We start from the raw sequence: 21,744 nt of genomic DNA on the forward strand, positions 1-21,744 counted from the left end.
CTCGATAACATGCGCGCTCCTTCAAGTTCTGAGGAGTACGTCATGGAAGACAACGCTGGTTTCGTCGAGTTGACTCGTGAGCAAGCGGCAATGCGTTATGGCGTCGACACCGGAGCGGCATCGCGTCGCTTCGCAGGTGCCTTCCTGGTAAATCGTGCGGATGCCGTCGCGACGATCGTGCAACGCGCCAACCGTTCGGGATTCAAGTTGTGGCCGATTTCCGGCGGTCGCAATTTCGGTTACGGCACGTCGCTGCCGGTCGAACACGATTGCCATGTGCTGGACCTGACGCAGTTGAAGGGCATCCGCTTCAGTGCCGAAACGCATTCGGTCACGATCGAGCCTGGCGTCACCCAGGGCGACCTGGCGACGTTCCTGGACGAACACAACCTGCCGTACCTCGTGCCGACGACGGGCCTGGGCCCGAACGGCAGCCTGCTGGGCAATGCGCTCGATGGCGGTTACGGGCTGACGCCGATCATGGATCACTTCGACGCGATCTCCGACATCGAAGGTCTTTGGGGCAATGGCGAGCCTTTCAGCCACAGTTTCGCGGACATGGGCTGTGAATCGATGGCGCGCGGCTGGCGGCCGGGACTCGGGCCGTCGTTCCAGAGCCTGCTGCGCCAGGGCAACCTGGGCATCGTCACGCGCGCGACGATCCAACTGGCGCGTGCGCCGGAGGCCTCGCGCGTGCTGGTGATGGAATGGCGCAGCGAAGCGGACTTCATTGCCGCCCAAGCGGAGTTCTCGCGGCTGGTCGAGGAAATTCCCGGCATCGGCGGCATCATCTCGATGAACGCACCGCGAATCCTCTCAACGCACGCGGATGCGCCTCTCGGTGACACGCGCCAGGGCGAGGAGCGCGAGCGGTACCTGGCCCAGCTCGCAGGCGAACGCCAGATAGCGGCATGGACGTCGGTCGGCACGCTGTATGGATCGAGCAAGCTCGTTTCCGGCGCGGTGAAAGACCTGCGTCGCCGCCTGCCGATGGCGCGTGTGTGGGCGTTCTCCGTTCCGCAGATCCGCCGCATCGCGCAGCTGGCCAAACTGATGCCGTCCAACTGGTTCCCGGCGATCCGCCGCAACATCGGCGCGCTGGTCAACACGGCGGGCACCATCGAGGGCCGTCCGATCGTGGCCTTCCTGCGCATGGCATACGCACTGGATCGCAGCGGGCCGGTGATGTCGGCGGAACGGCATCCGGCGAAGGACGGGCAGGGGATCCTGTGGTTCGCGCCGCTGGTGCCGATGCACGCCGACGGTTTGGCGAGCTACGTCAAATGGACGTCGCGCGTACTGCAGGACTACGGCTTCGATCCGCTGCTCGCCGTGACGACGCGTTCGCCGCGCGTGCATTCGGGCACGATCCCGCTGCTGTTCCGCAAGAACGATGCAGAACACGCCGCGCGCGCCAAGGCGTGCTATCGCGCGCTGGTACGCGAGGGCATCCGCCAGGGCATGCCGCCGTACCGCATCGGCATCGACTTCATGGATGAGATCCACGCCAACAGCGACAGCGCGTATGGCGTCACGCTGGCCCGGATCAAGGGTGTTCTGGATCCGCATGGGGTCGTCGCGCCGGGGCGCTACATCACCGGCAGGATCGAACAGCGGCAGGTGGCCTGAGCGACGGGTTTTTCGGTGCCCGGGCGTGATTCATGCCCGGGACTTGCGAGTGCGACCCCCGCGTTGCCGCACCTTCATGCTTCCGGTGCCGACGGGAGTATGCTCGGCGCCCGAACCGCAATTCCGGAGACGCCCATGGCCACTGGCTGGGCAGGCGACGGCGCCGTACAGGACCAGATCGACGCCACCATCAAGGACGCCATCCAGCGCGTCCGCAGCCAGCTGCCGCAAGGCCCCGGGCTGACGCATTGCGAAGAATGCGATGCACCGATTCCCGAGGCCCGACGCAAGGCGATCCCGGGCGTGCGCATGTGCGTCACCTGCCAGCAGGCGCGCGACGACGAGCAATCTTCCTTCAGCGGTTACAACCGCCACGGCAGCAAGGATAGTCAGCTGCGCTGATACGGCACCGCGCCTCGGATTCGCCGCTGCGCGATCCAGCGATCCAACTGGTTCGCAAACGCCTGCCGGTCGCGCGCATGGAATACGGCGGGACCGCCGGTCTGCACGCCGGCGCCGCGCAGCTCCTCCATGAAGTTCCGCATCGACAGGCGTTCGGCCATGTTGTCGGGCGTGTAGCGCTCGCCGCGCGGATTGATCGCAATCGCGCCTTTCTCCAGTACGCGCGCCGCCAGCGGAATGTCCTGGGTAACGACCAGGTCGCCGTGTTGCACGCGTTCGACGATCTCGTCGTCGGCGACGTCGAACCCTCCGGTGACCTGCAATGCGCGGATGTAACGCGAGGGCGGCGTGCGCAGCCACTGGTTGGCTACCAGTGTCACTGCGATCTGCGCGCGCTCGGCGGCGCGGAACAGGATGTCCTTGATCACGCCGGGGCAGGCATCGGCATCGACCCAGATCTGCGGGCCGGCAGGTTGCGCGGCTCCGGCGTCGCTCATATCCGTCGCACGCGGAACTTGCGACCCTTGATCTTGCCTTCCTGCAGGCGCTTGAGCGCCTTGTCGGCGTGGTTGCGCAGGATCGCGACGTAACTGCGCGTGGCGAACACGTCAATCTTGCCGATGGCGTCGGCTGGCAGGCCACCGGCATCGCCGGTGATCGCGCCGACGATGTCGCCCGGTCGCAGCTTGTCGCCACGACCGGCGTCGATGCGCAGGGTTACCGTGGTCGCCGGTGGTGCTGAACGCGGGCGCAGCTCGGCCAGCGTCGGTCGCTCCCAGCGGATGGAAGCGCCGATCTGCTGCACCAGTGCGGTGGAACGCGGCAGCTCGCGCGGCGTGCACAGGGTCAACGCCACGCCGCTGCGTCCGGCACGGCCGGTGCGGCCGATGCGGTGGACGTAGGTGTCGGCGTCATTGGGCACGTCGTAGTTGATCACCGCGCCGAGGTCATGGATGTCCAGGCCGCGCGCGGCGACGTCGCTGGCGACCAGCACGTTGCAGCTGCGATTGGAAAAACGCACCAACACTTCGTCGCGGTCGCGCTGCTCCATGTCGCCATGCAGGGCCAGGGCCGAGTAGCCCAGGTGCGCGAGCGAGGAAACGACTTCCTCCGTGTCGCGACGCATGTTGCAGAAGACCACCGTGGATTCCGGCTTGTATTCCTGCAGCAGGCCGGCGAGTGCGGCGGGCTTCTGCGCGGGATCGACGTCGAAGAAGCGTTGCTCGATCGTCGCCTGCTGCGCTGCGCCCTCCACGGTGACTTCGACCGGATTGCGCATCACGTTGCCGGCGATCGCGCGGATCGAATCCGGATACGTCGCCGAGAACAGTAGCGTCTGCCGGTTCGAGGGCGACTTGCCGATGATCTCGCGGATGGATTCCTCGAAACCCATGTCGAGCATGCGATCGGCTTCGTCCAGCACCAGCACGCGCAGGTCGCGCAGGTCCAGGGACTTTTTCCGCAGCAGCTCCTGCACGCGACCGGGCGTGCCGACCACCACGTGCGGTGCGTGCTGCGCCAGCGATGCCAGCTGCGGCGCCAGCGCGACGCCGCCGGTGAGCGTCAGCAGCTTCACGTTGGGAATGCCGGTCGCCAGCTTGCGCACATGCTTGCTGACCTGGTCGGCGAGCTCGCGGGTAGGGCACAGCACCAGTGCCTGCAGGCGGATCTGCGCGGGGTCGATCCGGTGCAGCAGCGCCAGACCGAACGCGGCCGTCTTGCCGCTGCCGGTGGGTGCCTGTGCGATCAGGTCGCGGCCTTCCATCAATGCGGGCAGGCTCTGCGCCTGTACCGGCGTCATCTGTACGTGGCCCAGGGCGTCCAGGCCCTGGAAGAGTGCCGGGTTCAGCGGCAGGTCGGTGAATTCGAGGGGATGGTCAGCCATGCGACATGATACGGGCTGGGCTCCGGCACCGGGTTTCGCGGGGTGCGCCGGCCTTCGCCCCGCCCCGGAGGCTGGCTATGCTGGGTGCATTCCGCAGGTCTTGGCCCAGTCGATGAGCGCATCGGATCCACAAACGACTCCACAACCGACCCTGCCCGCCGAACAGCAGGCCGCGCTTGAAGCCGCCTACGCGACCCCGCCGCGGCCGTACCACAACTTCCACCATGTCGAGGAAGTCCTGCGCCATTACGAAGCGGTCGCGGCCGGGCCCGGCTGGGAGCATCCGGCCGAAGTGCGCCTGGCCGTGCTCTACCACGATGCGATCTACGAAGCTGGACGACGCGACAACGAAGCGCGTTCGGCGGCGTTGGCGGTGGAGCACATCGCGCGCTGGTTGCCAGGACTGGGCATCGACGCCGAGCGCGTCGTGCAGCTGATCGAACTCACCGCGCGCCACGGCCAGCTAACGCCCGGCGACGTCGACCGGGAAGCGGCGATGTTCCTGGATTGCGATATGGCGATCCTGGCCGCGTCGCCGGCGGTCTTCGATGCCTACGATCGCGGCATCGCCGCCGAGTATCGCGGGCACGTGCCGGCTTGGCTGTTCAAACTCAACCGGCGCCGCTTCCTGAAGGGGCTGCTGGGTCGCGAACGCATCTATCTCAGCGACTGGGGGCATGCGAACTTCGACAGCCAGGCAAGGATCAACCTGCGGCGTGCGGTGACACACAAGCAGTGACACGCAGTCAGGTGGTGGCATCGTTGTAGTACGAATGGTTCAGGACTTTTCCGTGAACCGCCAAGTCCCGTCACATCGATGAAACCCTGCACGAAGGAACATCACCGGACATCACAAGGAGGCCCGCATGTCCCACACGCATTCCCCCACGATCCGCTCGGCGCTGTTGCTTGCAGCAATATCCCTTGCAGCCATGGCCCCCGCAGGAACCGCCGCGGCGAAGGCCGTCACCTACGAGATCGATCCCAGCCATACCTATCCCAGCTTCGAAGCCGACCACATGGGCATGTCGCTGTGGCGCGGCAAGATGAACACGTCCAGCGGCAGCGTGACGCTGGATCGCGAGGCGGGCACGGGCAAGGTCGACATCACCGTCGACCTGGACAGCATCGACTTCGGCCAGGACGCGCTGGACGAATGGGCGCGCGGCAAGGACTTCTTCGATACCGCGAAGAACCCGAAAGCCACCTACAAGGGCGAGCTGGGCGGGTTTGTCGACGGGCGCCCCACCAAGGTCAACGGCGAACTGACGCTCCACGGCGTCACGCGTCCTATGGAGCTGAAGATCAATTCGTTCAACTGCAAGCCACACCCGATGTACAAGCGCGACTGGTGCGGCGCCGACGCACTCGCCACGTTCAATCGTGAGGAATTTGGCCTCACGGCGGGCAAGGACTGGGGCTTCGACATGAACGTGACCTTGCGCATCCAGGTGGAGGCCGTTCTACCTGAGGAAGCAAAGACCGGTACGAAGAAGTCCGCTGCGAAGAAGTAAAGGGCAAGTCGGGAGCGTCGGCGACCTGCATATCCGCCGTACCTGCAGGACGTCGCTGCTCCCGCCCGGTTCACCTTCGACTCGACTGCTTCAACTGACGGCTTCACCCAACTGTGCCAACAAGTTGTTTGACCCGTTGCTTCAACCAGTGTCCCCCAACTGACTGGAGGTTGCCCCATGAGTTATGTCGATGGATTCGTGCTCCCGGTTCCTGCCGCGCAACTGGACGCCTACAAGAAACTCGCCCGCAAGGCCGGCAAGATCTGGATCGAATACGGCGCGCTGCACTACTGCGAGTGCGTCGCCGATGACGTCAAGCCCGGCAAGGTCACGTCGTTCCCGCAGGCGGTGAAGTTGAAGGACGACGAGGTCGTCATGTTCTCCTGGATCGTCTACAAGACGCGCCGCGACCGCGACCGGATCAACAAGAAGGTGATGGCCGACCCGCGCCTGGCCGACATGGCGGATCCCAAGAACCTGCCCTTCGACGGCATGCGGATGTTCTGGGGCGGGTTCAAACCGGTCGTCGAGTACGTTGCCGAGTAGTCGCCAAGCATAAGGCGTTGATTTGCAAGTAGTTTCCCATCGTCGGTCGGCGTCCGCAAAAAAACTTTGCCAACCGATGTCGAATCACATCGCCCCCGTTCGACGCATGGACAAGGCCCCGCTTGAAGCCGGCGAATCCGCAGGCGGCCGGGCCCGAAGTCAAAGGAGACGAACATGCGAGTTCTTGTGATCGTGAAGGCCAGTGCCGCCTCTGAAGCCGGCGCAATGCCCACCGAGCAGCTGCTGACCGAAATGGGCAAGTTCAATGAGGAACTGGTGAAAGCGGGTGTGCTGCTCGCCGCCGAAGGCCTGCAGCCCAGCTCGCGCGGCAAACGCATCGCGTTCTCGGGTGGGCGGCGAGCGGTGATCGATGGCCCCTTCAGCGAAACCAAGGAGTTGATCGCCGGTTTCTGGCTGTGGCAGGTGCACTCGATGGAAGAGGCGATCGAATGGGCGAAGCGTTGCCCGAACCCGCATCCGGGTGAAGGCGAGGCGATCATCGAGATTCGTCCGGTCTTCGAGGCGGAGGATTTCGGCGATGCGATGCCCGTCGAGATGGTCGAGCAGGGTGTGCGCCTGCGCGAACAGATCGCGGCGCGTTGAGGAGGACGACAACCATGACTTCAATCATCATTGTTGTAATTGCGCTGATCGTCGCCATTCCGCTGCTCATCGCGGCCACGCGGCCGACCACGTTCCGCGTGGCACGCACGATCGACATCGACGCATCACCGCAGCATATCCACCCGTTGATCAACGATTTCGGTCGTTGGGGCCAATGGTCGCCGTACGAGAAGAAGGATCCGGCGATGCGGCGCGAGTTCGGCGCCGTCACCGTCGGAGACGGCGCCACCTACGCCTGGGAAGGCAACAACGACGTAGGGCAGGGCAGCATGCGGATACTGGAATCCTCGCCGTCGCGGATCCGGATCCAGCTTGAATTCCTCAAGCCCTTCCAGGCCAGCAACGTCGCCGAGTTCACCTTCGATCATGAGGGGCCGGTCACCCATGTCGGCTGGGCGATGAGCGGCCCGGCGCCCTTCATCAACCGCCTGATCTGCCTGTTCTTCAATATGGACAAGATGGTCGGTACGGATTTCGAGAAAGGCCTGGCCACGCTCAAGTCCATCGTCGAGGGTACTGGCGAAGTCGCGGGGAACACTATTGCCGGCCCCGCGGCCAAGTGTCCGATCCATTCCCAGGGAGCCAGTCATGCAACTTAATCCGTACCTGATGTACGACGGCAATTGCGAGGAAGCGTTCAAGCACTACGCGAAGGTCCTGGGTGGACAGTTGATGCTGCAACGTTACGGAGAAGCGCCGGGCTGCGAGTCGATGCCGGAGAATGGGCGCGACAAGATCATCCATGCGCGACTGGACGTCGATGGCCAGGTGCTGATGGCATCGGACTGCCCTCCCAACGACAAGTACGAAGGCGTCAAGGGTTGTTCGGTCGCGATCAACGTCTCGAAGCCGGAGGAGGTCGACCGGATCTTCACCGAACTCGGTCAGGGTGGCAGCGTGCTCATGCCGCCGGAGGAAACCTTCTGGGCGCGCCGCTTCGCGATGTTCAGCGACCGCTTCGGCGTGTCGTGGATGGCCAACTGCGCGACGGAACACTGAGTCCTGGCGTGGAAGGATGTGTCGCCGCCTGGCGCGGCGACGACCGGTTGCGCAACCGTTGCGCGACGCACATAGATGAATCGAACGAGGATCCGGATGCTCCGATACATGATCATGCGCAAGGCTGATGCCGGCAGCGAAGCCGGGCCGCCCAGCGCCGAGCAGTTGCAAGCCATCAACCGTTACCGCGACGAGATGCGCCGGGCGGGCGTGCTCCGCGTCGATGCGGACCTCCGGCCCAGTTCGCAGGGCGTACGCGTGCACTTCGGCGACGGCGCGCAACGGATCGTCAACGGTCCGTTCGATGGCGACCAGCTGCTGGCGTCGTTCGGCATGATCGAGGTCGCGTCGCGCCAGGAAGCGATCGAATGGATCAAGCGGTGGCCGGTGCAGGACGCCAACGGCGAGGCGCTGGTCGAGTTGCGCGAGAGCGGCTGCCCTGGCGGTGTGCAGGAAGTGCAGGCGCCGACGGAAATGCGTGACTTCGCGAAAATCCGCTACGCCGTCCTGCTCAAATCCGACGCCGCGATGGAGGCGGACAGGATCGCTGAGCAGCCGCGCCTGGACGCGATGACCCACCGCAACCAGCAGGGCATGGCCAGCGGCGAACTACTGGGTGGAGAAGGGTTGCAATCCAGCGCGAAAGGCATGCGTGTGAAGTTTTCGCGCGGCCGACCCGCCGTGATCGACGGTCCCTTCACCGAGATCAAGGAACTGGTTGCCGGCTATTGGGTGATCCAGGCGCGCGACATCGCGCAGGCCATCGAGTGGGTGACCGGCTATCCGTATCCCATGGATGATGCGGTGGTGGAGATCCGGCCGTTGTACGAACGCGGCGATTTTGAAGGCATGGTCGAGGGCGTGTTCGACGGCATGGCGGGCGTGGCGGGATGAATCAACACGACCTGCACATCTTCGCGCCTTGCGCCTGCCATCACGGAGTGCTGTGATCGATTGATGAAGGCGGGCGACGGACAAGCACGCGTGGACGCCGGTCGTGATCGCCAGCGTCGCGCTAATCATGAGGGCGGCTCCAACGAGGGCGCGCCTGAAGAAAGCGGCATGGCCCAGGTCCGCCGCACCATCGATGCCGTCTGGCGCATGGAGTCCGCGCGCCTGATCGCCGGACTGGCGCGCATGCTGCGCGACGTCGGGCTGGCGGAAGAACTCGCGCAGGATGCGCTGGTCGCTGCTTTGGAACAGTGGCCGCAGTCAGGCGTTCCGGACAATCCGGGCGCGTGGCTGATGACCACCGCCAAGCATCGCGCCATCGACCGCCTGCGCCGACACCAGCTGCAACGGCGCAAGCACGAAGAGCTGGGCTTTGAGGTCGAACTCCAGCAGGAACTGCACGAGGAAGACATCCTCGACGCCCTGGACGATCCCATCGGCGACGACCTGTTGCGGCTGGTCTTCACCGCCTGCCATCCGGTGCTGTCGCAGGAGTCGCGCGTCGCGCTGACGCTGCGACTGCTGGGCGGCCTGACCACCGACGAAATCGCCCGCGCGTTCCTGGTGCCGGAGCCCACCATCGCCCAGCGCATCGTCCGCGCCAAGCGCACGCTGGGCGATGCCGATATCCCCTTCGAAGTGCCGCGCGGCGAGGAACTGGTTGGCCGGCTTTCCGCGGTGCTGTCGGTGATCTACCTCATTTATAACGAGGGGTATTCGGCTACCGCGGGAGATGATTGGCTGAGGCCGTCGTTGTGCGAAGACGCATTGCGGCTGGGCCGCATCCTCGCCGAACTGCTTCCGCGCGAAGCGGAAGTGCACGGCCTGGTGGCGCTGATGGAAATCCAGTCCTCGCGCGCGGGCGCCCGCATCGGGCCTTCCGGAGAACCAATCCTGCTGCTGGACCAGGATCGTTCGCGTTGGGATCGCCTGCTGATCGGACGCGGCCTGGCCGCGCTGGAGCGCGCGGAGAAAGTCCGCAGCATCCGCGGCCCCTACGCGTTGCAGGCCGCCATTGCGGCCTGCCACGCACGTGCGCTACGACCGGAGGACACCGACTGGGCGCGCATCGTCGGGTTGTATGGCGAGCTGGGGCAGGTCACGCCATCGCCCATCGTCGAACTCAACCGCGCCGTGGCGCTGGCGATGCTGTTCGGTCCCCAGGCGGGGCTGGAGCTGGTGGATGCCCTGACGAACGAACCCGCACTGGAGCGTTACCACCTGCTGCCCAGCGTGCGCGGCGACCTGCTGCAGAAGCTGGGCCGACTGGACGAGGCGAGGGTCGAGTTCGAGCGCGCCGCGCAGCTCACCCGCAACGCACGCGAGCGAGCCCTGCTGCTGGATCGCGCTGCGCGCGCCCGATAGGACGGAATCGGGGGCGTTCCGACGCGAAGAGGCGCATCTTCAGCCGGAACGCGCCGCCTGGCGCACCTGCGCGGCTAAAATGCGCAGGTGATCCTGAACATCGCCGCCTACCATTTCACCCGCCTGGACGATCCGACCGACGTTGCCGCACACGTGCGCGCGCTGGCGGAGGCCGGCGACCTGCGCGGAACCGTGCTGGTGGCCGAAGAGGGCATCAATTTGTTCCTCGCGGGCGACGCGTCGGCCATCCAGGCCTTCCTCGACACCTTGTGCACAGATGCCCGCTTCGCCGACATCGTCGTCAAGGAAAGCCGCAGCAACACGCAGCCCTTCGCGCGGCTGAAGGTGAAGCTCAAGCGCGAGATCATCGCGTTCCGTCGCGAAGATTCGTCGCCGTTGTCCGGACGGGCGCCGTCGGTGTCACCGCACGAGCTGGCTCGCTGGATCGCGCAAGGCCACGACGACACCGGCCGCAGGCTGGTGCTGCTCGACACGCGCAATCGCGAGGAAATCGACTACGGCACCTTCGCCGGCGCGATGACACTGCCGATCGATAATTTCACCGACCTTCCCGAAGCGCTCACGCCGCATCGTTCGACATTGGCCGATGCGGTGGTCGTGAGTTTCTGTACCGGCGGCATCCGTTGCGAGAAGGCGGCGCTATGGATGCATTCCGAAGGCATGGACAACGTGCTGCAACTCGACGGCGGCATCCTGGGTTACTTCGAACAAGTGGGCGGTTACGGCTATGACGGCCGCTGCTTCGTGTTCGACGAACGCGTGGCGCTGGACGCGGATCTGAAGCCTCTGGTCGATATGCCGTCCGCCGATGGACCTGCCGACGAATTTGCCGATGTGAGGACGGGCAATGCCAATTGATGGTGTGACTGACGGCACCGCTGACCGCCGCGCTGCTGGATCGATGGCGGACACGCGCCGCCTTGGCAGCGTCGCGCTGCTGGGCGTGGTCGCGTTCGCACTCGTCACCATCGCTGCGCAGTTCTGGCGTGCCGATCTGGACTGGATGCGGGCGCCGTTGAGTTTCTACCTGTTGGGCGATTCCGGCTGGGTGGTGAAAGCGGCTTACTTCCTGCTGGGCGCATCGCTGATGGCGCTGGGCGTGGGTTACTACCGGGCGCTGGTCGCGGCGGCGCGGAGTGGAGCGCCGTTGCTTTTGTTCGTGGCGGCGGGACTCTCGCTGGACCTCACCGCACTGGCGGATTCCGACACGGTCCCCGGCACCTATTCGTTTGAAGCCTTCGTGCATGGACTGGCGGCGAGCGCCGCCTTCCTGTGCGTCACCACCGCGATGATGCTACAGGCCTGGCGCCTGCGTGGCGACGCACAATGGCGAAGCCGCTTCATTGTCGCGTTCGCGCTGGCAGTCGCCTGCTTTGTCGCGATGTGGATACACCTGCTGTGGCGCGACGTGCCACGCGGCCTGACCCAGAAAGTGGTGATCGCCCTGATCATCGCGTGGTTGGCATTGGCGGCGCGATGGCTGCGTGGAAGCACTTCGCTCCCGAGCGCGGAAACAACGGAGGACGCGACATGAGCCAGGACCGCAATCCGCAAGCCGAACAGATGGGCGACGAATCCATGGCGCGCAATCTGGCGCACCAGGCGCAGGCGATCTGGCCGCAGGAACAGGGTGTGTTCGATCGATACGCCCTGTCCGGCGCGATCCGCGTCCTTGACCTGGGTTGCGGCACCGGCGAGATCACCCGTCGCCTGGCCGAGCGCTACCCGCAGGCGCATCTGACTGGCGTTGACATCCTGGAAGGCAATCTCGCCCTGGCGCGGCGCGACAGCGCGGCCTTCGGCGATCGCATCGGCTATGAAGTCGGCGATGCGTTCGCGCTGCGCTTTCCCGACGCTTCCTTCGACCTCGTCGTGTGCCGCCACATGTCGCAGGCCGTTCCGGATTTTCCGGCGGTGCTCGCGGAGATCACACGCGTGCTCAAGCCTGGCGGCTGGCTGCACCTGCTGTCCGAGGACTACGGCATGCTCCACATGCCCGTCATCGAACGCGCCGACGGCCGTTTCGATCCAGATCGCTTCTGGAACCAGAACGCCATCGCCTACCTGCAGGGCATCGGCTGCGACGGCCGCATTGGCCGGCATTCACCCGCATTGCTGGAACGTTCGGGGTATGCGCGGGTCGCGCTCGACTTCGTCACTGTCGATACGTTGCGCGTGCCACGGGCAACGTTCGGCGGGATCATGCGCGCGTGGCGCGACGGTTATTCCGGTGTACTCGCGGAAGCGTCGAACCGATCGATAGAGGAGGTCGCCGCCGATTTCGACACGATCATCGATGCGATCGAAACCCCGCCTTACTACGCGGTGTGGCATGTGCCGGTGGTGTCGGGGCAGCGCTGACGGCAAAACGACGCCTCAGCGCCGCAACCACTCCACTGCACCACGCCCCGCGACCATCCCGCTGGCGAAGCACGCCGTCAGCAGGTAGCCACCTGTTGGCGCTTCCCAGTCGAGCATCTCGCCGGCGCAGAACAGGCCCGGTCGCGCCTTCACCATCAACGCGTCGTCCAGGGCTTCGATGCGTACGCCTCCTGCGCTGCTGATCGCTTCATCGATGGGCCGCGCGCGCAGCAGCGTGAGCGGCAGCCGCTTGATCGTGCGCGCGAGAAGGGCGGCGTCGTTGCATTCCTCCTTCGACAGCGTTTCGTGCAGCAGTGCTGCTTTTGCGCCGGTGATGCCGGCCTGCCGGCGCAGGTGCTCGCTCAGGCTGCGGCCGTTGCGGGGTTTCGAAAGCTCGCTGCGCAGGCGCTCGATGTCGCGGCCGGGTGCCAGGTCGAGTGCAAGTTCGACCGATCCGTCGCGCGCGATGACGTCACGCAGCGCCGCTGACAGCGCGTAGACCAGGCTGCCTTCGATACCGTTGGCGGTGACGACGCATTCGCCCTGCAGTGAATTCTCGCTGCCGTCGAGTCCGCGCCAGTGTGCGACCACCGGCTTCAGTGGTGCGCCGGCGTGACGCTCCGAGAAATGCGGTGTCCATGCGACGTCGAAGCCACAGTTGGACGGCTGCAGTGGTGCCACATCGACGCCGTGCTGCGATAGCCACGGCGCCCACGCACCATCGGAGCCCAGTTCCGGCCAGCTGCCGCCGCCGAGCGCCAGCACCACGGCCGTGGCATGGACCTCGCGTTCGCCCTGCGGCGTGTCGAAGCGCAGCGCGCCGTCGTCGCTCCATCCTGTCCAGCGATGCTGCACGTGGAAACGCACGCCCTGATCGCGCAGTCGCCGGACCCAGCCACGCAGCAATGGCGCCGCCTTGCGATCCGTCGGGAAGACGCGGCCGGACGTGCCGATGTAGGTGTCGATACCGAAACCGCGGGCCCATTCGCGCAACGCATCGGCGTCGAAGACATCCAGCCAGCGCGCGACCTCCGCCTGGCGTCCAGCGTAACGTGCGTCGAAGGCAGGGCGCGGTTCGCCATGGGTGAGGTTAAGTCCACCCTTGCCGGCAATCAGGAACTTGCGGCCGACCGATCCCTTGCCTTCGAACAGGTCGACTTCGATGCCTGCCGCGCGTGCGATCTCCGCCGCCATCAGCCCGGCGGGGCCGCCGCCGATGATGGCCAGGGTGCACGGTGGAAGGGGCTCGGGCATGGGCGGGGCTGTGGGCGGGCGCGCCATTATGCCGCGCCGCGGGAAGCCGTCAGCCTCGCGGCAACACCAACGCGCCGCAGCGCGCGGGAACAGGTGTGCCCATTGCGCGAAAGTGCCGGCCAACGGATTCTTGCGATCGCATCGCGCCACTGAACGTCGGTGGCTGCAAAGCGAGGAATGATCGGGCGTCGCGGAAAAGGGCCCGCGCCAGAGCATCAGAACCAGAATCCCCCCACGAATCAGGACAACCATGCGCATTGCCATCACCCGTGAAGTCAGCCCCAGCCTGGGCGACTGCGAACTCACCCACGTCGATCGCACGGCCATCGATGTCGACAAGGCCAAGGCGCAGCATCGTGCCTACAAGCACGTGCTGGCATCGTTGGGGTGCCGCGTGTTGGCGTTGGAAGCCGAGCCCACGATGCCCGATGCCGTGTTCGTCGAGGATGTCGCCGTCGTGCTGGACGAAGTCGCGGTCATGACGCGGCCGGGCGCGGAGTCGCGTCGGAACGAGGGTGCCAGCGTCGCCGAGCTCCTGCAGCGCTATCGACCGCTGCGCGCGATCCAGGCACCGGGAACGATCGATGGCGGCGACGTGCTGCGCATCGGTCGCACGGTGTTTGTCGGTCAGTCCGGGCGCAGCAATGCGCAGGGCATCGCGCAACTGGGCGAGCTGATCGCGCAATTCGGTTACCAGGTGCGCGCGGTGCCGATCCGCGGCTGCCTGCACCTGAAGTCCGCGGTCACCGCGCCGCGCGACGACACCGTGCTGATCCAGCCGGAATGGGTGGATGCGACATCGTTCCCAGGCTTCCGCGTGATCGAGGTCGACCCGTCGGAGGAACACGCCGCCAATCTCCTGCGCATCGGCGACACCGTGGTGATGCCCGATTGTTTCCCCCGCACGCGCGCGCGACTCGTCGATGCCGGCATCGAAGTGGTGGGCGTGGATGTATCGGAGTTGCAGAAGGCCGAAGGCGCCACGACCTGCTGCAGCCTGGTGTTCAACGAGGCCGTCCCGGCATAGCAACTGGTTGGCAGCGACGCGGCGTCGGCCTAAGCTCGAACTGCGCCCCACTTTCGACCCAACGGGAATCACGGCATGAGCTGGTTCGGCATCGTATTGGTGATCATCGGCCTGTACTTCGCATTCAAGGTGGCGGGCTTCGTGCTGAAGCTGGCGATGTGGGCGCTGGTGATCCTGGGCCTGTATTGGCTGGTCGCGCCGCGTCTCGGGTTGCCTTGGCCGTTCTGAGCGGAGGATTCAGCAGGTCGTTTGGACCGGCTGGGCGGGTGTTGGCGTGCTGGAAACCGACCTTCGACTTCGCGCCTGCGGCGCTACGCTCAGGACGAGCGGGAGTAGATGCTGATCCTGCGGCGGTACGGGCGGCCTTTGCGACACACGGCGTCGACGCGTTAGCCTCAAGTAGTCTGCAAACGTTCGTACGGCCCACTTCTATCCCGTAGGAACCCGCTTGTCCTGAGCGAAAGCGCGTAGCGCTGAAGTCGAGGATGCATCCAATCCCGCAAGAGCCCGCTCGTCCTGAGCGTAAGCGCGTAGCGCTGAAGTCGAAGGACGCATCAGCACAGTCGTGCGAGGCGCGAGTCGATGCTTGCGGGATCGATCCGAAGAAAAAGGGGCAGAAATTCCGCCCCTTTTTCGTATCGTCGCGTCTCAGCGCGGACGTGGCTTGAACGATTTGCGCGGACCGCCGGCGTGCGGCGGACGCGGACCGCGCGGCGGTCGTGAATCGTCGTCGCGGTGGTGCGGGCGCTGGCCCGCATGCCCACCGCCGTCGCCGCTACCGCCACCGTCCCGGCTGATGCGCAGCGGCTGGCCGGCAACGCGCACGCGCTTGAGGTGTTCCATGACCTCGCGCGGCATGCCTTCGGGCAGGTCGATCAGGCTGAACTCGTCGCGGATGTCGATGCGGCCGATGTAGCGGCTTTCCAGCTCGGCTTCGTTGGCGATGGCGCCGACGATGTTGCCGGGCTTTACGCCGTGACGGTGGCCCACTTCGATACGGAAGGTCTCCATGCCGGCTTCGGGTGCCGCACGCGGTTCACGCGGCGGCCGCGGGGCACGCGGAGCGTCGTCGTCGAAGAACGATTCGGCTTCGTTGTGGCCGTTTCCAGCTCGGGCGGGTTGCGTATCCGCTGGCGCGCTCCAGCTTTCGGTCGCTCGGGGCGGCGCGTCTTCGCGGGGCTCGAACTTCGGGCGCGGCTTGTCGAACGACTTGCGGTCGGCGCCGGATCGGCCGCGATCGGCGCTGGGTCGATCAGAGCCGTACCTGTCCTCGAAGCCCGGCCGATCAAAGCCCGGCCGTTCAAAGCCAACGTCCTCGCGATGCGGTCGCAGCTGCTGGGCGGTGGCCTGCAGCAGCAGCGGCATCTCGCCCTGCACCAGCTTGGCCAGCGCCGCGGCGATTTCCACGGCGGGCACGTTCTGCTCGCGCTCGTAGCGTTCGATCAGGTCGCGGAACATCGACAGCTCGCTGCTTTCCAGCGCGGTGGTGATGCGGCCGAGGAACTTCGATACGCGCTGTTCGTTCACCGTCTCCACGCTGGGCAGCGCCATCGGTTCGATCGGCTGGCGCGTGGCCCGCTCGATCGCGCGCAGCATGCCGCGTTCGCGCGGGGCGACGAACAGGATCGCCTCGCCCTTGCGGCCGGCACGGCCGGTGCGGCCGATGCGATGGACGTAGCTTTCGGTGTCGTAGGGGATGTCGTAGTTCAGGACGTGGCTGATGCGCTCCACGTCGAGGCCGCGCGCGGCCACGTCGGTGGCGACCAGCACGTCGATGCGGCGGTCCTTGAGCTGCTGGATGGTGCGCTCGCGCGCCTTCTGGTCCAGGTCGCCGTTGATCGCGGCGGCGGAAATGCCGCGCGCGGACAGCTTGTCGGCCAGTTCCTGCGTACCGAGCTTGGTCCGCGAGAACACGATCATCGCGTCGAACGGTTCGGCTTCCAGGATGCGGGTGAGCGCGTCGAGCTTGTTCACGCCGCTCACTGCCCAATAGCGCTGGCGGATGTTGGCGGCAGTCGTGGTCGTCGTCTTGATCGCGACTTCGACGGGATCGCGCAGGTAGGTCTGGGCGATGCGCTTGATCTGCGGCGGCATCGTCGCGGAGAACAGCGCCACCTGACGCGTCTCCGGAATCTTCTTCAGCACGGCTTCGACGTCGTCGATGAAGCCCATGCGCAGCATCTCGTCGGCTTCGTCCAGCACCAGGCAGCGCAGCTGCGAGAGGTCGAGCGAGCCGCGATTGAGGTGGTCGATCACACGGCCGGGCGTACCGACGACGACCTGAACGCCGCGCTTGAGTGACGCCAGCTGCGGGGTGTAGCTCTGGCCGCCGTAGATCGGCAGCACGTGGAAGCCGGGCAGGTGGTGCGCGTACTTCTGGAAGGCTTCGGCGACCTGGATCGCCAGTTCGCGCGTCGGTGCCAGCACCAGGGCCTGCGGTTTCTGCTGGGCCGGATCGATGCGGGCGAGGATCGGCAGTGCGAACGCAGCGGTCTTGCCGGTGCCGGTCTGGGCCTGGCCCAGCACGTCACGGCCGGCCAGCAGCGGCGGGATGGTCGCGGCCTGGATCGGCGAGGGGGATTCGTAACCGACGTCGGCCAGCGCCTTGAGCAGGGGCTCGGGCAGGGCGAGATCGGTGAATTTGACGGACGGGGCGTCCGCCGCGGAGTTTTCAGGAGGGGTTGGGGCGCTCATGGCGGCCTCGAATGCGCCGGCGCTGGGACCGGTCTGGGGCGATAGTGTAACGGGCCGGGCCCGAGCACGGGCTCCAACCCTGCTTTTCAACCCGTAAATCCCGACAGATGACCCCAGCGAGGAGCTGCCCGATGGATCCGCAATGGCTCGACGACGTGCAGGACATTTCCCGCCTCATCCGGGCGATCTACGCCTGCATTTCCGGGCCCGCCGGCGCGCCGCGCGACTGGGAGCGGTTCCGCTACCTGCACCGCCCCGAGGCGCTCAGTCTGCGCACGGTGGTTCTGCCCGACGGTTCGACGCGGGCGGACGTATTCACCCAGGAGAGCTACATCGCCAATGTCGAGCCGTTCTTCGCGGAGAACGACTTCCACGAGATCGACATCGAGCACCGCATCGAGCGCTTCGGCCAGGTGGCCCACGTCTGGAGCCTGTATGAGGCGCGGCCGGCGCCGGATTCCCCGGTGCTGCTGAAACGCGGCGCCAACAGCATCCAGCTGTGCTTCGAGCAGGATCGCTGGTGGGTGGTGAGCACGATCTGGGACAACGAACGCGAGGGCCTGCGGTTCAACCTGTGGTGACGCCGTACCATGGCGTCATGCTGGATCTGACATTCGACAACACGTTCCTGCGTGAGCTCCCCGGGGATACGGAAACCGGTCCGCGCATCCGTCAGGTGGAAGGCGCGTTGTGGTCGCGCGTCATACCGACACCGGTCGCGGCGCCGCGACTACTGGCGCATTCGCGTGAAATGGCGCAGGTGCTGGGGCTATCCGAAGCGGATGTGCTTTCGCCGGAATTCGCCGAGGTTTTCGGCGGCAACGCGCTTCTTGCCGGCATGGATCCGTACGCGGCGAACTACGGTGGCCACCAGTTCGGTCACTGGGCCGGGCAGTTGGGCGACGGTCGTGCGATCACGCTGGGCGAGGCGATCAACGCGGGTGGCGAGCGCTGGGAACTGCAGCTCAAGGGCGCGGGACTGACGCCGTATTCGCGCACCGCCGATGGCCGTGCGGTGCTGCGCTCGTCGATCCGGGAGTTCCTCTGCAGCGAAGCCATGCACCACCTCGGTGTGCCGACCACGCGTGCCCTGAGTCTGGTGACGACGGGCGAGGACGTGGTCCGCGACATGTTCTACGACGGACATCCGTGCCCGGAACCCGGTGCGATCGTGTGTCGCATCGCGCCGTCGTTCATCCGTTTCGGCAATTTCGAGCTGCCGTACTCGCGCAGTGATCTGTTCCTGCTGCGACAGCTTGTCGAGTTCTGCATCCGTCGCGACTTCCCGGAGCTGGAGGGCGAAGGCGAGGCGCTTTACGCGCGCTGGTTCGGCGAGGTCTGCGCGCGCACCGCGGTGATGACGGCGCACTGGATGCGGGTGGGTTTTGTCCACGGCGTGATGAACACCGACAACATGTCGATCCTCGGGCTCACCATCGATTACGGACCCTACGGCTGGATCGACAACTACGATCCGGACTGGACCCCCAACACCACCGACGCGCAGGGCCGCCGTTACCGGTTCGGCTGGCAGCCGAAGATCGCGCACTGGAACCTGATGCGGCTCGCGCATGCGATCTCGCCGCTGTTCGAGGGCGTCGACGCGCTGAATGAAGGGCTGGAGCGTTATGCCGAGGTCTACACAGCAGCCGACCGCGACAACATCGCCGGCAAGCTCGGGCTGGCGCGATGCCGCGACGAGGACGTCGAACTGATCCGCGACCTGCACGAACTGCTGGCGCAGGCCGAGGTCGACATGACGCTGTTTTTCCGCGCGCTGGCCGATGTCGATGTCGATGTCGCGGCGCCGTCGTTGGCGCCGCTGGCGCACGCGTTCTATGACGAGGACAAGCGCGAAGCCGCCATCTCGCTTTTCGATGCATGGCTTGCGCGCTACGCGGCGCGAGTGCGTGAGGACACACGCGATGCGCCCGCCCGCCGCGCACGCATGCAGGCGGCGAATCCGAAATACGTGCTGCGCAATTACCTGGCCCAGCAGGCGATCGACCGCGCCGAACAGGGCGATATCGCAGGCGTGCATGAGCTGCTCGACGTCATGCGCCGGCCCTACGACGAACAGCCTGGTCGCGAGGATTTCGCACGCAAACGCCCCGATTGGGCGCGCGAGCGCGCGGGATGCTCGATGCTCTCGTGCAGTTCCTGACGTACTCGGATGGCGTCGACAGGCCCTAGAATCCTGGCTCCCAGGGAAGGCGCCGGGCGCCGCAGGAGCAATGGCATGGCACGAGGCGCATGGCTGTGGCTGGTGGCGGGAACGACGGTCGCGGCGCTCGCAGCGACTTTCGTGTTCACGCCCGCACGACCGATGCCGAAGCCAGTCGTCGCGCGCACGCCGATCGCGTGGACTGGGCAATTGCGATTGCTGGCAGGCGATGGCGTGCGCGGAGTGCGAGATGGCGCGTCGTTGCAGGCGAGGTTCAGCGATCCCTACGGCATCGTCCGCGCCGGCGACGGCACCCTGTTCGTTTCCGATGGCGGCGACAGCAACCGGATTCGCAGGATCAGCACGGATGGGCGCGTCTCCACCTGGAGCGGTTCGGTGGAAGGTTTCCGCGACGGCGTGGGGAGCGCGGCCGCGTTCAACACACCGTCGGGCATGGCGCTGGATCGCGCCGGCAACCTGTACGTGGCCGATACCGGCAACCACGCCATCCGCAAGGTCACGCCGGACGGCAACGTCGTCACGCTCGCCGGTACCGGCCAGCCCGGATTCCGCGATGGTCCCGCCGCGCAGGCGCAGTTCGATGGTCCGACCGGCGTGGCGGTGGATGCGGCCGGGCAGGTGTACGTGGCGGATACCTACAACGACCGCATCCGCGTCATCCGCACCGATGGCCGCGTCGGTACGCTCGCGGGCGGCGAGGGCCCGGGCAACGTGGACGGCGCAGGTTCCGAAGCCCGCTTCGATACGCCGTGCGCGATGGTGATCGACCGCCGCGGCGAACTGTGGGTGGCCGACACACGCAACAGCGCGATCCGGCGCGTGACGCGACAGGGTGTCGTCACCACGCCGCTTGCCGAGGCCGGGAACGCGCTGGGCCTGCATTGGCCGGTCAGCCTGGCGATCACCCATGACGACGTGCTCTACGTGGGCGAGCTGTATCGCGGACGCGTGCTCCAGATCGCGCCCGATGGAAAAGCGGCGGTCATCGTCGACGCGCGGCCCGCGGCGCGACTGTCGCGGCCGACCGGCATCGCCATCGGTCGCAATGACGACCTTTTTGTCGCGGACTCCAGCGGCTACCGCATCCACGGCATCGCGCCCGCGTCGAAGAGCGCGCTGCCACCCCAACTGGCCGTCTCCGGACCGTCGACGGCCAATCCGCCGCCGGACACGCAGGGGCGCTGGCCGCTGCATCCGCAGGACAGCTGGCATGAGGTGGTGGGCACGCTCGGCGAGGTACGCGGCAACTACCAGCACGAGAGCCGCGACCATTTCCACAACGGGCTGGACATCCGCGGCGACGTCGGCCAGGAGGTCCTCGCCATCGCTGATGCCAAGGTCAGCAGCCCAACCGCGACCTGGGGCCACGCCGATTCGCTCGGCGAAGGCATGGCGCTGGACGACATCAGTTACATCCACATGCGGATCGGGCGGACCGCATCGGGCACTCCCATCGACCCGGCGCGATTCACCCGCGTCACCGATGCGGCGGGCGAGCTCGAACGCATCCGCGTGCGTCGCGGGACCCGGTTCAAGGCCGGCGATGCGCTAGGCACCATCAATGCCATGGCCCACGTGCACCTGATCGTCGGCGCCAACGGCTACGAGCGCAACGCGATCGCGCTCGGCTTCATCGGCTATTCCGACCACTACCCGCCGCATATCGAAGGCATCGAGCTGCTCGACATGCAGGACCAACCCCTGGTGCAGAAGCAGCAGGGCCGACTGCTGCTGGGGCGCGACAGCCAGGGCGTCCAGATCGTGGTGGACGCGTGGGACCAGGTGGACCGCAACCTGCCGCGCCGTCGTCTCGGACTGTATTCGCTCGGGTACCAATGGCTGGACGCGGCCGGACAGCCGCTGCCGGGCTTCGAGGTGCCGCGCACCTCCATCGCCTTCGATTTGTTGCCGGTCGACGATGCGGTGAAGATCGCCTACGCCCCTGACAGCGGCATCACCGTGCATGGCAGCAGCGTCACGCGCTTCCGCTACGTCGTGACCAATACCGTGCATGGCGGAAACCTGGCGACCGGAGCTTGGCGGCCCGACGGTTTGCCCGCGGGTGACTACGTGCTTCGCATCACGGCGAAGGATTTCAGCGGGAATATCGCGACTGCCGGGCGGGAGCTGCCGGTGCGGTTGCGGTAGCAGCTCCGGGCGGCGAGTGGACGGGCGATGCAATGCCCGGCTCGGTGGCGCACGGATCACTCCAAGCGCCATCCGAGCGTGGCGACGCCCAAGCATCGGCGGCACGCCCGTCCGCCGAAAAACAGCTCAGCGAGGCGAC

At 66.3% G+C, this 21,744-nt stretch carries 22 protein-coding genes; 18 read left to right on the forward strand and 4 right to left on the reverse strand.

Features of this window, described 5'->3' with window-relative positions; translation table 11 throughout:
* Window positions 1-42 precede the first annotated feature (42 nt).
* On the forward strand, window positions 43-1,629 hold the full coding sequence (locus ACYVD7_RS06505) for an FAD-binding protein (RefSeq protein WP_460760608.1): 1,587 nt from the start codon (window positions 43-45) through the stop codon (window positions 1,627-1,629).
* Between the two features lie 135 nt (window positions 1,630-1,764).
* A complete protein-coding gene (locus ACYVD7_RS06510) occupies window positions 1,765-2,031 on the forward strand; it encodes a DksA/TraR family C4-type zinc finger protein (protein ID WP_460760610.1) in 267 nt (88 codons plus the stop codon).
* Here ACYVD7_RS06510 and ACYVD7_RS06515 read toward each other — a convergent pair.
* Together ACYVD7_RS06515 and dbpA are read right to left on the reverse strand one after the other, a co-directional pair.
* A complete protein-coding gene (locus ACYVD7_RS06515; RefSeq protein ID WP_460760613.1) occupies window positions 2,019-2,528 on the reverse strand; it encodes a YaiI/YqxD family protein in 510 nt (169 codons plus the stop codon). The genes ACYVD7_RS06510 and ACYVD7_RS06515 overlap by 13 nt on opposite strands.
* Window positions 2,525-3,916, reverse strand: coding sequence for an ATP-dependent RNA helicase DbpA (gene dbpA, locus ACYVD7_RS06520; RefSeq protein WP_460760615.1), 1,392 nt, complete (start codon window positions 3,914-3,916; stop codon window positions 2,525-2,527). Before dbpA ends, ACYVD7_RS06515 begins: the two co-directional genes overlap by 4 nt.
* 112 nt (window positions 3,917-4,028) lie before the next feature.
* Between dbpA and ACYVD7_RS06525 the strand changes: the two genes are divergently transcribed.
* The 11 genes from ACYVD7_RS06525 to ACYVD7_RS06575 all read left to right on the forward strand — a co-directional run bounded on the left by ACYVD7_RS06525 (window position 4,029) and on the right by ACYVD7_RS06575 (window position 12,297).
* Entirely contained in the window at window positions 4,029-4,655 is a 627-nt protein-coding gene (locus tag ACYVD7_RS06525; RefSeq protein WP_460760618.1) for an HD domain-containing protein, read from the forward strand.
* A gap of 127 nt (window positions 4,656-4,782) precedes the next feature.
* Window positions 4,783-5,430, forward strand: a complete 648-nt coding sequence (locus ACYVD7_RS06530; RefSeq protein ID WP_460760621.1) for a YceI family protein — start codon at window positions 4,783-4,785, stop codon at window positions 5,428-5,430.
* Window positions 5,431-5,607: 177 nt separating this feature from the next.
* A complete protein-coding gene (locus ACYVD7_RS06535) occupies window positions 5,608-5,976 on the forward strand; it encodes a DUF1428 domain-containing protein (RefSeq protein WP_460760624.1) in 369 nt (122 codons plus the stop codon).
* A 174-nt stretch (window positions 5,977-6,150) separates the two neighbouring features.
* On the forward strand, window positions 6,151-6,579 hold the full coding sequence (locus ACYVD7_RS06540; protein WP_460760627.1) for a YciI family protein: 429 nt from the start codon (window positions 6,151-6,153) through the stop codon (window positions 6,577-6,579).
* 14 nt (window positions 6,580-6,593) lie between these two features.
* Window positions 6,594-7,199: an SRPBCC family protein gene (locus tag ACYVD7_RS06545; protein WP_460760630.1), complete on the forward strand. Its 606-nt coding sequence runs from the start codon at window positions 6,594-6,596 to the stop codon at window positions 7,197-7,199.
* Window positions 7,189-7,599, forward strand: a complete 411-nt coding sequence (locus ACYVD7_RS06550; RefSeq protein ID WP_460760633.1) for a VOC family protein — start codon at window positions 7,189-7,191, stop codon at window positions 7,597-7,599. Before ACYVD7_RS06545 ends, ACYVD7_RS06550 begins: the two co-directional genes overlap by 11 nt.
* A 96-nt stretch (window positions 7,600-7,695) precedes the next feature.
* Window positions 7,696-8,493: a YciI family protein gene (locus ACYVD7_RS06555; RefSeq protein ID WP_460760637.1), complete on the forward strand. Its 798-nt coding sequence runs from the start codon at window positions 7,696-7,698 to the stop codon at window positions 8,491-8,493.
* Window positions 8,494-8,661: 168 nt separating this feature from the next.
* The gene (locus ACYVD7_RS06560) at window positions 8,662-9,915 is read left to right on the forward strand and encodes an RNA polymerase sigma factor (protein WP_460761841.1); all 1,254 of its coding nucleotides are present in this window, start codon (window positions 8,662-8,664) and stop codon (window positions 9,913-9,915) included.
* An 87-nt stretch (window positions 9,916-10,002) separates the two neighbouring features.
* Window positions 10,003-10,794, forward strand: coding sequence for a sulfurtransferase (locus ACYVD7_RS06565; protein ID WP_460760639.1), 792 nt, complete (start codon window positions 10,003-10,005; stop codon window positions 10,792-10,794).
* A 4-nt stretch (window positions 10,795-10,798) separates the two neighbouring features.
* Window positions 10,799-11,470 (forward strand): DUF998 domain-containing protein, encoded by a 672-nt coding sequence (locus ACYVD7_RS06570; RefSeq protein WP_460760642.1) that lies wholly within the window; start codon window positions 10,799-10,801, stop codon window positions 11,468-11,470.
* The gene (locus ACYVD7_RS06575) at window positions 11,467-12,297 is read left to right on the forward strand and encodes a class I SAM-dependent methyltransferase (RefSeq protein ID WP_460760645.1); all 831 of its coding nucleotides are present in this window, start codon (window positions 11,467-11,469) and stop codon (window positions 12,295-12,297) included. The genes ACYVD7_RS06570 and ACYVD7_RS06575 overlap by 4 nt, the downstream gene beginning before the upstream one ends.
* Window positions 12,298-12,312: 15 nt before the next feature.
* Here ACYVD7_RS06575 and ACYVD7_RS06580 read toward each other — a convergent pair whose 3' ends face one another.
* The gene (locus tag ACYVD7_RS06580) at window positions 12,313-13,551 is read right to left on the reverse strand and encodes a TIGR03862 family flavoprotein (RefSeq protein ID WP_460760648.1); all 1,239 of its coding nucleotides are present in this window, start codon (window positions 13,549-13,551) and stop codon (window positions 12,313-12,315) included.
* Window positions 13,552-13,801: 250 nt separating this feature from the next.
* Between ACYVD7_RS06580 and ACYVD7_RS06585 the strand changes: the two genes are divergently transcribed.
* Both ACYVD7_RS06585 and ACYVD7_RS06590 read left to right on the forward strand, forming a co-directional pair.
* Window positions 13,802-14,578 (forward strand): dimethylarginine dimethylaminohydrolase family protein, encoded by a 777-nt coding sequence (locus ACYVD7_RS06585; protein ID WP_460760650.1) that lies wholly within the window; start codon window positions 13,802-13,804, stop codon window positions 14,576-14,578.
* 75 nt (window positions 14,579-14,653) lie between these two features.
* A complete protein-coding gene (locus ACYVD7_RS06590; protein WP_460760652.1) occupies window positions 14,654-14,806 on the forward strand; it encodes a hypothetical protein in 153 nt (50 codons plus the stop codon).
* A gap of 420 nt (window positions 14,807-15,226) precedes the next feature.
* On the opposite strand, the gene ACYVD7_RS06595 is transcribed toward ACYVD7_RS06590, so the two are convergent.
* Complete coding sequence (locus ACYVD7_RS06595; protein WP_460760655.1) at window positions 15,227-17,272, reverse strand: DEAD/DEAH box helicase; 2,046 nt, start codon at window positions 17,270-17,272, stop codon at window positions 15,227-15,229.
* A 131-nt stretch (window positions 17,273-17,403) separates the two neighbouring features.
* On the opposite strand from ACYVD7_RS06595, the gene ACYVD7_RS06600 reads away from it, so the two are divergent.
* The 3 genes from ACYVD7_RS06600 (at window position 17,404) to ACYVD7_RS06610 (ending at window position 21,605) form a co-directional block, all read left to right on the forward strand.
* The gene (locus ACYVD7_RS06600) at window positions 17,404-17,853 is read left to right on the forward strand and encodes a hypothetical protein (protein WP_460760657.1); all 450 of its coding nucleotides are present in this window, start codon (window positions 17,404-17,406) and stop codon (window positions 17,851-17,853) included.
* A gap of 17 nt (window positions 17,854-17,870) precedes the next feature.
* Window positions 17,871-19,436, forward strand: coding sequence for a protein adenylyltransferase SelO (locus tag ACYVD7_RS06605; RefSeq protein ID WP_460760660.1), 1,566 nt, complete (start codon window positions 17,871-17,873; stop codon window positions 19,434-19,436).
* A 75-nt stretch (window positions 19,437-19,511) separates the two neighbouring features.
* Window positions 19,512-21,605 (forward strand): gluconolaconase, encoded by a 2,094-nt coding sequence (locus ACYVD7_RS06610; RefSeq protein WP_460760663.1) that lies wholly within the window; start codon window positions 19,512-19,514, stop codon window positions 21,603-21,605.
* Window positions 21,606-21,744 lie beyond the last annotated feature (139 nt).

This window comes from Lysobacter fragariae, from assembly GCF_054779775.1.